The sequence below is a fragment of the Colwellia demingiae genome (assembly GCF_007954275.1).
GTDB classification, from domain to species: Bacteria; Pseudomonadota; Gammaproteobacteria; order Enterobacterales; family Alteromonadaceae; genus Colwellia; species Colwellia demingiae.
In genome coordinates this window covers 44498-56860 of the sequence record NZ_VOLT01000001.1, presented here as the reverse complement: position 1 = coordinate 56860, position 12363 = coordinate 44498, and the positions used below count along the sequence as shown (strand labels likewise).

14 protein-coding genes are annotated in these 12363 nt (G+C 37.5%); 10 read left to right on the top strand and 4 right to left on the bottom strand.

The annotated features are described in order from the left end of the window. The first annotated feature begins 63 nt into the window (after nucleotides 1-63). From cmk to pyrF, 6 genes are all read left to right on the top strand, one after another. The gene (gene cmk / locus ESZ36_RS00280) at nucleotides 64-744 is read left to right on the top strand and encodes a (d)CMP kinase (RefSeq protein WP_146781923.1); all 681 of its coding nucleotides are present in this window, start codon (nucleotides 64-66) and stop codon (nucleotides 742-744) included. A gap of 151 nt (nucleotides 745-895) precedes the next feature. Continuing rightward, complete coding sequence (gene rpsA / locus ESZ36_RS00275) at nucleotides 896-2557, top strand: 30S ribosomal protein S1 (RefSeq protein WP_146781920.1); 1662 nt, start codon at nucleotides 896-898, stop codon at nucleotides 2555-2557. Nucleotides 2558-2749: 192 nt separating this feature from the next. After that, on the top strand, nucleotides 2750-3037 hold the full coding sequence (gene ihfB / locus ESZ36_RS00270) for an integration host factor subunit beta (RefSeq protein WP_011043150.1): 288 nt from the start codon (nucleotides 2750-2752) through the stop codon (nucleotides 3035-3037). A gap of 81 nt (nucleotides 3038-3118) precedes the next feature. After that, nucleotides 3119-3370 carry a lipopolysaccharide assembly protein LapA domain-containing protein gene (locus tag ESZ36_RS00265; RefSeq protein ID WP_146781917.1) on the top strand — a complete coding sequence of 84 codons (252 nt, stop codon included), beginning with the start codon at nucleotides 3119-3121 and terminating at the stop codon, nucleotides 3368-3370. A gap of 49 nt (nucleotides 3371-3419) precedes the next feature. Further along, nucleotides 3420-4589 (top strand): lipopolysaccharide assembly protein LapB, encoded by a 1170-nt coding sequence (lapB, locus tag ESZ36_RS00260; protein WP_146781914.1) that lies wholly within the window; start codon nucleotides 3420-3422, stop codon nucleotides 4587-4589. A 249-nt stretch (nucleotides 4590-4838) separates the two neighbouring features. Further along, nucleotides 4839-5534, top strand: coding sequence for an orotidine-5'-phosphate decarboxylase (pyrF, locus tag ESZ36_RS00255; protein ID WP_146781912.1), 696 nt, complete (start codon nucleotides 4839-4841; stop codon nucleotides 5532-5534). Nucleotides 5535-5622: 88 nt separating this feature from the next. Here pyrF and gap read toward each other — a convergent pair whose 3' ends face one another. After that, nucleotides 5623-6627 (bottom strand): type I glyceraldehyde-3-phosphate dehydrogenase, encoded by a 1005-nt coding sequence (gene gap / locus ESZ36_RS00250; RefSeq protein WP_146781909.1) that lies wholly within the window; start codon nucleotides 6625-6627, stop codon nucleotides 5623-5625. Nucleotides 6628-6882: 255 nt separating this feature from the next. Here gap and gndA point away from each other — a divergent pair, with 255 nt between their 5' ends. Next, nucleotides 6883-8415 (top strand): NADP-dependent phosphogluconate dehydrogenase, encoded by a 1533-nt coding sequence (gene gndA, locus ESZ36_RS00245; protein ID WP_146781906.1) that lies wholly within the window; start codon nucleotides 6883-6885, stop codon nucleotides 8413-8415. A gap of 11 nt (nucleotides 8416-8426) precedes the next feature. After that, nucleotides 8427-8804, top strand: a complete 378-nt coding sequence (gene msrB, locus ESZ36_RS00240) for a peptide-methionine (R)-S-oxide reductase MsrB (protein WP_146781903.1) — start codon at nucleotides 8427-8429, stop codon at nucleotides 8802-8804. 69 nt (nucleotides 8805-8873) lie between these two features. Here msrB and ESZ36_RS00235 read toward each other — a convergent pair whose 3' ends face one another. Further along, complete coding sequence (locus tag ESZ36_RS00235; RefSeq protein WP_246128933.1) at nucleotides 8874-9713, bottom strand: DUF2989 domain-containing protein; 840 nt, start codon at nucleotides 9711-9713, stop codon at nucleotides 8874-8876. A 153-nt stretch (nucleotides 9714-9866) separates the two neighbouring features. On the opposite strand from ESZ36_RS00235, the gene ESZ36_RS00230 reads away from it, so the two are divergent. Beyond that, nucleotides 9867-11318: a glyceraldehyde-3-phosphate dehydrogenase gene (locus ESZ36_RS00230; protein ID WP_011043158.1), complete on the top strand. Its 1452-nt coding sequence runs from the start codon at nucleotides 9867-9869 to the stop codon at nucleotides 11316-11318. Nucleotides 11319-11480: 162 nt separating this feature from the next. Further along, entirely contained in the window at nucleotides 11481-11678 is a 198-nt protein-coding gene (locus ESZ36_RS00225) for a hypothetical protein (RefSeq protein WP_146781900.1), read from the top strand. 49 nt (nucleotides 11679-11727) lie between these two features. On the opposite strand, the gene ESZ36_RS00220 is transcribed toward ESZ36_RS00225, so the two are convergent. Continuing rightward, entirely contained in the window at nucleotides 11728-12066 is a 339-nt protein-coding gene (locus ESZ36_RS00220) for a TusE/DsrC/DsvC family sulfur relay protein (RefSeq protein WP_146781897.1), read from the bottom strand. Next, a complete protein-coding gene (gene tusB, locus ESZ36_RS00215) occupies nucleotides 12057-12353 on the bottom strand; it encodes a sulfurtransferase complex subunit TusB (protein ID WP_146781894.1) in 297 nt (98 codons plus the stop codon). Before tusB ends, ESZ36_RS00220 begins: the two co-directional genes overlap by 10 nt. Nucleotides 12354-12363: the final 10 nt, after the last annotated feature.

Here is a 12363-nt window from a genome sequence, read left to right as displayed (position 1 = left end):
GATTGGTATTACTCTATAAATCCCGTATAATTGCGCCGATTTTGATGTTAGGAGAAAAAAAGTATGCAGGAAAGCACTCCAGTTATAACCATTGACGGCCCAAGTGGGGCTGGCAAAGGAACCGTTGCAAGGATAGTTGCGGATCAATTAGGTTGGCACCTTCTTGACAGTGGGGCTATTTATCGCGTCTTAGCAGTTGCTATTCAGCATCACCAACTTGCATTAGATGACGAAGAGCCTCTTATCCCTATGGCTGCTCATTTAGATGTTCAATTTGAAATTAATAGTCAAGGTGAAGCTAAAGTTATTTTAGAAGGTGAAAATGTTACTGAAATTATTCGTACTGAAGAAGTTGGCGGATTAGCATCGAAAGTAGCAGCATTTCCACGTGTTAGAGAAGCACTATTGCGAAGACAACGTGCTTTTAGCGTTAGCCCTGGCTTAATTGCAGATGGTCGCGACATGGGAACCGTTGTTTTTCCGAAAGCACCAGTGAAGATATTTTTAACTGCTAGCGCGGAAGAACGGGCTGAACGAAGATTTAATCAGTTGAAAGAAAAAGGGATTGATGTTAACATCGTGCGCCTTTTGGACGACATACGTCAACGAGATGAGCGAGATCAAAACCGCAAGGTAGCTCCACTTATCCCGGCAGAAGGAGCGTTAACTATTGATTCTACGGATATTTCTATTACAGAAGTAGTCAATAAAATCCTTATGTTTGCCAATGGCAAGTTAACGTAAACAACCAGTTTTAAGCTAGCTAAATCATTAATATCTGCTAGCATTAAAGAACTTTTAATAGAAAGCCTACTGTATGGATGCACTGGGCATACTTAACCACCCCATGAAACAATGACGTTGAATGGATTAATAGCTGAGTTTATAACAAGTTATGACTGAAAATTTTGCGCAACTTTTTGAAGAAAGTTTAAAAGAAATCGAAACACGTCCGGGTTCAATCATCCGCGGAACAATCGTAGCCGTTAACAAAGACAATGTAATTGTTGATGCTGGCTTAAAATCTGAGAGTGTTATCTCAATTGATCAATTTAAAAACGCTGCTGGTGAAGTTGAAGTAGTTGTTGGCGATGAGATCGACGTAGCCTTAGATGCAACAGATGATGGTTTCGGTGAAACTATTCTATCTCGTGAAAAAGCAAAACGTCACGAAGCATGGCAAGTGCTTGAAAAAGCATACGAAGAAAAAGAAACTGTTATCGGTGTTATTAACGGTAAAGTTAAAGGTGGTTTCACTGTTGAAGTTAGCGATATCCGTGCTTTCTTACCAGGTTCATTAGTAGATGTTCGTCCAGTACGTGACACTGCTCACCTTGAAGGCAAGCCTCTAGAATTTAAAGTTATTAAGCTTGATCAAAAGCGTAATAACGTAGTTGTTTCACGTCGTGCTGTAATCGAAGCTGAAGGCAGTGCAGAACGTGATGAATTACTTGAGTCATTAGCAGAAGGCCAAGAAGTTAAAGGTATCGTTAAGAACCTTACTGACTACGGCGCATTTGTTGACTTAGGCGGCATTGATGGTTTACTACATATCACAGATATGGCTTGGAAACGCGTTAAGCACCCAAGTGAAATCGTAAATGTTGGCGATGAAATACAAGTTAAAGTATTGAAATTCGACCGTGAGCGCACTCGTGTATCTCTAGGTATGAAGCAGTTAGGCGAAGATCCATGGGTAGCAATTGCTAACCGTTACCCAGAAGGTTCTAAACTTTCTGGTCGCGTAACTAACTTAACTGACTACGGTTGTTTCGTTGAAATCCAAGAAGGCGTTGAAGGTTTAGTTCACGTTTCTGAAATGGATTGGACTAACAAAAACATCCACCCATCTAAAGTTGTTAACTTAGGTGACACAGTTGAAGTTCTAGTATTAGAAATTGACGAAGAACGTCGTCGTATTTCTTTAGGTCTTAAACAGTGTATTGCTAACCCTTGGGAAGAGTTTGCTAAAAACTTCAACAAAGGCGACAAAGTATCTGGTAAAATCAAGTCAATCACTGACTTTGGTATCTTTATCGGTCTTGACGGCGGCATTGATGGTTTAGTTCACTTATCTGATATTTCATGGGCTGGCGGTGAAGAAGCTGTTCGTGATTATAAGAAAGGCGATGAAATCGACGCTATCGTTCTTCAAGTTGACCCAGAACGTGAGCGTATCTCGTTAGGCGTTAAACAAGCTGAAGACGACCCGTTCAATATGTATCTTGCAGATAAGAAAAAAGGTGCTATTGTTAACGGTAAGGTAACTGAAGTTGATGCTAAAGGCGCAACTATCTTGTTAGCTGAAAGTGTTGAAGGTTACCTTCGTGTTAGCGACATCTCTGTAGAACGTATCGAAGATGCATCTACAGTATTAAAAGTTGGTGACGACGTTGAAGCTAGATTTATGGGTGTGGATCGTAAGAACCGTACTATTAGTCTATCTATCAAAGCAAAAGATCAAGCTGATGAACGTGAAGCAATGGATAACCTAAACCAAGTAGAAGAAACTGGTTTAAGTGCTATGGCTGCAGCGTTTAAAAACGCTAAAAACTAATTTTCCTTAACCGGAAATAGTTTTACTTTGCAATGGTGCTGTAATTAATACAGCAGGTGAAAAGAGTATTTATCACTATCGTGGTGATACTCTTTTCTTATTTTTAACGCCATTGGCGGAGCCAATTTTTACTATAATTTTATACTAGTTAGTAATAATTGCGCGGTGCTAGGTAAATACTGAGAGGTCAGAATGACTAAGTCAGAACTTATTGAAAAATTAGCCGATAAATTAAGTCATTTATCCGCTAAAGAAGTGGAAAAATCTATAAAAGAAATTTTAGAATTGATGGCGCAATCCTTGTCAAAAGGAGAGCGTATTGAAATTCGAGGTTTTGGTAGTTTTTCATTGCATTATCGCGCTCCACGAGTTGGCAGAAATCCAAAAACTGGTGAATCGGTTGAGTTAAGCGGTAAATACGTTCCTCACTTTAAACCAGGCAAGGAGTTACGCGAAAGAGTTAATCTTTCTGTAGCATAAATTGCAAAGCTAACTAAAAAATTAGATAATAAACGGCATGTTAACCATGCCGTTTTTTTTGGGCAGAATTTGATAAGGCTGATGAAAGTGCGATTATATATAACACTCTTTTTTATTTTAGTTTTACTTGCCGTAGCGTTTATTTTCGGTAGCCAAAACGATCAATTACTCACATTAAACTATTTGGTTGCGCGTACAGAAATAACTGTAGCTGCCGCCGTAAGTTTATTTACCGGATTAGGTTTTGCATTAGGCCTGCTTGTTACTATCCTTTGGCGTATAGTACGAAAAAGTAAAAAGGCACTTGCGAAAAATAAATCCCAGGAAAAGTAGATAATACTATTTTTCCTAATCCTCTTTATAACTTGTCTCAAGAGCGCTAATGATTGAATTACTCTTTTTATTATTACCTGTTGCCATGGCCTATGGCTGGTTTATGGGCCGTAATAGCATCAAACAAAACCAACAAATTGCAAAACAAGATTTATCGATAAAATACTCTACAGGGTTGAATTATTTATTATCTAATCAACAAGATAAAGCTATCGATTCACTCCTTGATGCTTTAAAAGTTGAAGACGATAGTGTTGAAGCCCATTTCGCTATGGCCAATTTATTCCGTAAACGTGGCGAATTAGACCGTGCATTAAAAGTTCATGAACATCTTGTTAGACTTAATCACTTGCCTACTAAAGATAAGCAGCAAGCGGTCTTTGAGTTAGGAAAAGACTTCCTAAGCGCAGGTTTATATGACCGTGCTGAAACTATGTTTATTAAATTATTAAAGTCAAAGGACTACGGTCTAAAATCTTTAACCTATTTATTAAAAATATTTCAATCCACTAAAGATTGGCAGCACGGCATAGATAGACAAAAATTAATTGTTAAATATAACGATAAACGTTCATTACATACACTAGCTAATTTTTATTGTGAATTAGCGACAACTGCCTTTGAAAAAGATCAATTTATTGAGGTGATCGAATTATTAGAGCAAGCGCTGCTACTTGATCCCAATTCATGCCGTGCTAATTGGTTGATGGCAAAGATTTATGAAAACCACGAACAATGTGAGTTAGCTGCTAAGTGCTACCAAGCTATCTATCATCAAGATAATGAGTTCTTTCCTGATGTCATTGATCAGATGTTAGCTTGTTATACTCGATTAGATGCACTGGATGAATTCTATGCCTTTATTAAAAAGGTTTATGACGAGACAGCTAGCTCTAGTGCCTTAATTTGTTATCTTAGCCATGTAGAAAATAAACACGGTAAGAAAAAAGCATTAGATTTTATTTTGTCAGCACTAAAGCGTAGACCGACTATTCGTGGCTTTGAACACTTCGTTAATATGCAAATCAATCAAGTTCAAGTCGATGTCAATGATGATAGTTTAGACTTAATTAAAGAATTAATTGGCGAATATTTGAAAGTTAAGCACAGGTATGATTGCCGTAGCTGTGGTTTTAATAGTCAAATTCATTACTGGTCTTGTCCATCGTGTCATGAATGGGAACAGCTCAAACCCATTCGTGGCCTAGAAGGGGAATAATAATCCCTTTCTTTGTTGTAAAACCCAATAGCTTCATCGAAGGTACTCACTGACATTCGTCAGCTCCGTGCTTTCTCTTTGCTCTTGCACTTTACAACGTTGAAACGAATCATTATTAGTTTTAATAGCTACCAATAGCAAACTTATTATTATTCTCGACATTGAGAGCGGGAATTAACTTATTGTCATTCCTGAATTTTCCATGTAAAGAGTTGTCGGGAATCTATTGTTTTAAATACAGGAAAAACCATGAACGATCCAAAAGTAGTAGTCGCTTTAGACTTTGATAAAAAACAAGATGCCTTATCTTTTGTTGATAAAATTCAGCCTGCTGATGCTCGCTTAAAAGTCGGCAAAGAAATGTTTACCTATTTCGGTCCTGAATTTGTTAAGCAGCTTACCGGCAAAGGTTTTGACGTTTTTCTTGATCTAAAATTTCATGACATTCCTAATACAGTTGCAAAAGCGGTTACTGCTGCTGCTGATTTGGGTGTTTGGATGGTAAACGTGCATGCTAGTGGTGGCAGTCAGATGATGACTAAAGCGAAACAGGCATTAGATAATTATGGAAATGATGCTCCATTGTTAATAGCCGTAACCGTGCTAACAAGTATGGGACAAGAAGATCTTTATGGCTTAGGTATTAATAAAACACCGGCAGAGCAAGTTAATTTTTTAGCTAACTTAACTAAGCAAAGTGGCTTAGATGGCGTTGTCTGTTCAGCTTGGGAAGCAGAACAATTAAAGGCTGACTTGGGTAAAGAATTTAAACTGATTACTCCAGGCATTAGACCTGCTGGCTCAGCACAAGATGATCAACAAAGAATCATGACGCCAAAACAGGCAATTGATGTTGGCGTAGATTATTTGGTGATCGGACGTCCAATTACAAAAGCTGTTGATCCTCAACTAGTATTGCAACAAATTAATAGCACAATTCGCTAGATAGTAGATTATTTACTATAACGCATAAAAAAAAGCTAGGTCACTGACCTAGCTTTTTTGTTTATCTAACTTATTAGACAAGTATTATTTATTTTTCATATTGGCTGATGAAAGCAACAAGATCTAACACCTTGTTTGAATAACCAATTTCATTATCGTACCAAGAAACAACTTTAACGAAAGTATCAGTTAACGCAATGCCTGCCTTAGCATCAAATACTGAAGTGCAGGTTTCACCAATGAAGTCATTAGAAACAACAGCATCTTCAGTGTACCCTAAAATACCTTTTAACTCGCCTTCAGCGGCAGCGCTCATCGCTTGACAAATTTCAGCGTAAGTTGCAGGTTTAATCAAATTAACGGTTAAATCAACTACAGAGACATCAGGCGTTGGAACTCGAAATGCCATGCCAGTTAGTTTACCATTTAACGCTGGAATGACTTTACCTACCGCTTTAGCAGCACCAGTAGTTGAAGGTATAATGTTCTGTCCTGCACCACGACCACCGCGCCAATCTTTAGTTGATGGGCTATCAACTGTTTTCTGAGTGGCTGTTGTCGCATGTACAGTGGTCATTAAGCCATCTTGGATGCCCCAATTATCATTTAAGACTTTAGCAATAGGTGCTAAACAGTTTGTAGTACATGAAGCATTAGAAACTATTTCTTGGCCTTTATATTCATTTAAGTTAACACCACAAACAAACATAGGGGTATCATCTTTTGAGGGTGCACTTAAAACAACTTGCTTAGCACCAGCAGTAATGTGTTTACGTGCAGTCTCATCAGTTAGGAATAGTCCCGTAGCTTCAACAACAACATCTACGTCGATATCATTCCATTTCAAATTTTCAGGGTTACGTTCTGCAGTGACACGTACATGATTACCGTTAACAATTAATTTTCCGTCAACAACATCAACAGTACCTTTAAAACGGCCATGTGTTGAATCATACTTCAACATATACGCCATGTATTCAATGTCCATTAAATCGTTGATACCAACAACTTCAATATCATTTCGCTCTACAGCAGCTCTGAATACAAAACGACCAATACGGCCAAAACCATTTATACCAACTTTAATTTTCATGGATAACCTCTCAAATTCATTATGTAGTAAAATTACACCATTTTGAGATTAATACAAGAAAAAGATGGTGTTTATGACGGCTATTTTCATTTATATGGTAATATTTTGACTAAATTACGAAAATACCCTTATTGAACTTAATTATTTATTCATTTTGTACAATACTTTTGAAAATAGATGGTAGAATGCGAAAAATTTTGAAGAATAGCTGATTAAATGAAGCTATTGACCTTATTTGATATAGGATAAACATTTATGACACAAGATAAAGTGTTGTGTGACATTGGCTTTATTGGCCTAGGCGTTATGGGTAAAAACCTGGTGCTTAATTTAGCTGATAATGGCTTTAATATTGCGGCATTCGATTTAAGTGATGAAAAAGTTCAAGGGGTCATTGCTCAAGATGAAGCTGAAAATGTAACTAGTACTCCACGTGTTTATGGATGTTCGTCTTATACTGAATTATTGTCTCAACTTAAAGCTCCACACCTCATTGTGTTAAGTGTTCCTGCAGGAGCACCGGTTGATCAAGTATGTGAAAACCTTATTGGTGCAGGCATTCAACCTGATGATATTATCATTGATACAGGTAACAGCCTTTGGACCGATACGGTTGCTAGAGAAAAGAAGTACAAGAGTAACTTCTTATTGTTTTCTTCTGCAGTATCAGGGGGCGAAGTTGGCGCTCGTTTTGGGCCATCATTAATGCCAAGTGGATCTCCTTATGCGTGGGCTCGCGTTAAACCTATTTGGGAAGCTATTGCTGCTAAAGTTGATACTAAAACAGGTAAACCGATAGACCGTACTAAGCCAGGACAAGTTATCACTGAAGGTGAGCCTTGTGCTGCTTATATTGGACCAGCGGGAGCGGGTCATTATGTCAAGATGGTCCATAACGGTATTGAATATGCTGACATGCAAATTATCTGTGAAGCCTATCATGTATTAAAATCAGGGCTGAATTTAACATGTGATGAAATTGCGGATATTTTTGCCGAGTGGAATGAAGGTCCATTAGACAGTTATTTGATGGAAATATCCGTTGAAGTATTACGCCACAAGTCCACTGATACCAATACGCCACTTGTTGAGTTGATTTTAGATAAAGCAGGGCAAAAAGGTACCGGTCTTTGGACTGCTATGAGCAGTTTAGAAGTGGGCTGCCCAGCTCCAACTATTGCTCAAGCGGTATATGCACGTTCTATTTCTTCATTTAAAGAATTGAGAACTCAAGCCTCTTCGTTATTGGACGGTCCTCAGCAAGCACCTTTATCTGCAGCTGAGCAGCAACAAGTTATTGAACAATTACATGATGCAATGTACTGCGCTAAAATTTGTGCTTACGCACAAGGTTTCCAGTTAATGAAACTTGCGGCTAAAGAACATGGTTGGGTGTTAGATTTTGCTAGTATTGCTAAAATTTGGCGTGCTGGTTGCATCATAAGAGCCGCATTCTTACAGTCGATAACGAATGCATATGCGCGTAATGAAAATTTAGATAACTTATTGTTAGATGACTATTTTGTTAAGGAACTTAATAATCGTCAGCTAAATTGGCGCAAGGCTATTTGTCATGCAACAATGCAAGGCGTACCTATAGGAGCATTGTCTTCATCACTTGCTTATTATGATTCCATGCGTAGTGAAACATTACCTGCTAATCTATTACAAGGCCAACGAGATTTTTTTGGTGCTCACACTTTTGAACGTATAGATAAAACCGCTGGCAAAAAATATCATGTTCAGTGGTCAACAAAGGGCAAAGAAACCATCTTAGTTGATGGTTAAAGGTAAAGACCATGAACAATAATGATCAATATAAAGATAAGCTAACTGATGCCGCTTATAAAGTATGTCGTTTAGCGGCTACAGAACAACCCTTTAGTGGCATTTATAACGATCACTGGCAACAGGGCATATATCATTGTGCCTGCTGTGAACAGCCCTTGTTTAGTAGCGATAGTAAATTTGATGCTGGATGTGGCTGGCCTAGTTTTTTTGCTGCAATTGAAACTAAAGTCGCTTATAAGTCAGATGAGTCACACAGTATGCAACGTGTCGAGATCCAGTGTGATAACTGTCAGTCTCACCTTGGACATGTCTTTGATGATGGACCAAAACCGACAGGTAAACGTTATTGTGTTAATTCACTTAGCTTGAAGTTCTATTCAGAATAGCCCTTTATATGAGTAAAGAATAAGTACCAGTGCTTATTCTTTACCTTTCTTATCCTGTTTTTATAAGAGTTAGTAACTCGGGCTTGTGAATTTTCCTGCTTCAATTTTAGCTAAGGTAGTGCTCGCTACTTTATCAAGAAAATCAGCATCTAATATTTTTGCTTGTTGATAGCTATTCAAACTCGTCTCGATCATGTCATCTGGTTTATCTAATAAAAGCTGATACATGCGTAACCAAATATACGCCTGCTTATATTGTTTTTTCTGCGTGAAGATTGTTGCCAATGTTTGTAATACTTCAGGAGAGATATAAGTGCCTGGTTGGTGAAGCTCTAACGCTCGGTATAATAACCCCAATGTTTTTTTCGTATTACGTTTTATATAATATGTTGCTAAATGATACTGTGCGGTTGAATTTTCAAGAATAGCCGAGCCTTCTAATTGTAGAAACTCTTCTAAAGCCAATTCGTTAGACTCCCTTGACCAATAATAATAGAGTAGGTGAGGGTGTTTAGAGTCTGCACTTTGCTCAGACAACAGCGATAAATTGGCTTTAGCTTTTAATAAATTGTTTTTTCTAAGAGTTGTTTTCTCTTTTAATTTTATGTGTTGGATCTGTGAAGCCAGTGACATGCATTTGATGTAACCTTCATACGCAATAAGTAACTTATATTTAGCGGTATCAAGGTTGTCATCTTTAACTTTTATTCGATTTAATGCCACATCTATCCGTTGGCTTTTACACCAACTATCTTGACCAAATTCATTACATATCTCTTCATTATCTTGGCAAAGTTGCGCTAAGTTAACATTATCTCCACAACCAGTTAGAAATAGCGCTAAGAAAGCTGTTCCACACTTCATGCCATAAGAGGATTTTAGTTGCTTTATTTTTCGAAAATTAATCATAAAAATACCAAAAAGTTTTTTGTAGACTATAGAGAAATATTTCATACTGAATTACAATACGCCTGTAAATCTACTCTCCACTAGTTATTATCACTTTTAGTACTCTGAGATAATAGCCTAATGTTCAATTGACTGAAATAAAAGGTTTAAGTAATGACTTCTCATCTTGAGGAAAAGTATCAAGCAAGCTGGCAAGAACGTCAAACGTTCGCTGAAAATATGCAACCAATTATTGGACAGCTTTTTCGCAACAAAGGCATTGAAATTTTAGTTTATGGTCGCCCATTATTAAATTCATCTTCTATTGATATCATTAAAGCGCATAAGTCTGTTGCTTTACATGAAGAAAATAAATTGCGTTTACGTGAAAGTTACCCTTTTGTAGAAGCAATTAACAAAATGGATTTAGCCCCTGCACGCATCGATGTAGGTAAGTTAGCTTATAACTATTTATACCTTGGCCAAGCCAATGATCTTTCTATTGAACAATATTTAGATAAAGAATTATCAGCAGAGAGCCGCGAAAACTCAGATAAAAAAAGCCAAGACGTAGTACTTTACGGCTTTGGTAGAATCGGTCGTCTTTTAGCGCGTTTATTAATAGAACGTGCTGGACCAAATGCTAAATTAAATCTTCGTGCTATCGTTTTACGCCCAAGCAAAGGCGGTGATGACCTAGAGAAGCGCGCAAGTTTATTACGTCGTGATTCAGTTCACGGTGCTTTTAACGGCAGCATTTCTATCGACAAAGAAAATAACGTAATTAAAGCTAACGGTGCTTTTATTAAGGTTATCTATGCAAAATCACCTGCTGAAGTAGATTACACTGAGCATGGTATTAAGGATGCATTAGTTGTTGATAACACAGGTATCTGGACTGACGAAGATGGTTTAGGTCAGCATTTACAATCAAAAGGTGTTGCTAAAGTATTATTAACTGCTCCTGCTAAAGGCGATATCAAAAATATCGTTTATGGTGTTAACCAAGACATGATTTTAGCCACTGATAAAATTATCTCTGCAGCTAGCTGTACTACCAATGCGATTACGCCGGTATTAAAAGCGCTTAATGATGAATACGGTATTCGCAATGGTCATGTTGAAACTATTCACTCATACACTAATGATCAAAACTTAATTGATAACTATCATCCAGCACCTCGTCGCGGACGTAGTGCTCCATTGAATATGGTTATCAGTACTACAGGTGCTGCAAAAGCAGTTGCTAAAGCATTACCTGAGCTTAAAGGCTTATTAACGGGTAACGCTATTCGTGTTCCAACGCCAAATGTTTCAATGGCTATCATGAACTTGAATTTGAAAAAATCGACTGATAAAGAAACATTGAATGACTATTTACGTAATATCTCATTAAATTCTCCTTTGCAAAATCAAATTGATTACACTGCTTCAACTGAAATTGTTTCTACTGATTTAGTAGGTTCACGTTACGCAGGTGTTGTTGATTCACAAGCAACAATTGTTGATGGTGATCGCGCTGTATTATACGTTTGGTATGACAATGAGTTTGGTTATAGCTGTCAAGTTGTTCAAGTTATGCTTGAAATGGCTGGAATTACAGTTCCTAGCTTACCGTTAAAATAAAGTTCGCTTAATTTAACTAAGCGAATTTAAAAAGCGCATATTACTTAGTAATATGCGCTTTTTTTTGGTTAACAACCATATTAAGGGTTTACAGGCTTAAGTTATTAATCATTTTGCCGATAGAACTATATTGAAATTGGTATCACACGAAGAGTAGAGTTTATGTCAGTTAGTTTAGGTCAAAATAGTTCTGTAGCATCGAAAGCTACGTCTGGTGCAGAATTTCTAAGCGCAGCGGTAGCTAAAAGTCAGCAAGAATTAGAAGGGCAAATGGCATTACTGCTTATTCAATCAGCCAACCCTACCAATTTACCAGCACCAACAGGTAACAGTGGCTTCCAGGTTAATATTAAAGTGTAAAAGTAATGGTTATAGATATACCCTTACTTGTGAGGTATTTAGTTAACGTTTAGATACAGCGAGCAGGCTTTGGTAAACCGGCGTACTTAGTTGCTTGTTTCGCGGGGCCTTCTGGAAATAACTTATATAAATAACGACTGCTTGCCTTAGCTTCACCAAATTCGGCCTTCATCGCCTTAGTCAACGCACGGATAGCCGGCGAAGTATTATAAGTTAAGTAAAACTGCCTAACAAATTTTATGACCTCCCAATGTGCCTCTGTTAGTTCAAACTCATCATTTTCAGCCATAACCAGTGCTAATTCTTTCTGCCACAGTAGGTGATCAAGTAAATAACCTTGTTTATCTGTCGGGATTATAGTGTTTTCAAAAGTTAATGTTATTGCCATGTGATCACTTTCTGATGGGTAAAGGTAAGCTCAACTACGTCATTCATTTTGATTTGTTTCACCACTGCTAGCGTTTCAATAGCTCTAGCCTGTGCATGATTAGAAATAACATTAATTGAAATCGTACTATTCGCTCGCTTGATTAAACTATCCATCAAAGGGTGCTTAAGGTTATAACAACCATCATCCATCAACACGATAGAGTCTTGTTGGTCTAACACACTTAAGCATTGTGCGAAGTCATTGGTGGTAAAAGCTGATTTCCTTACTAAATGTAAAGTGCTCATAGTAACTATC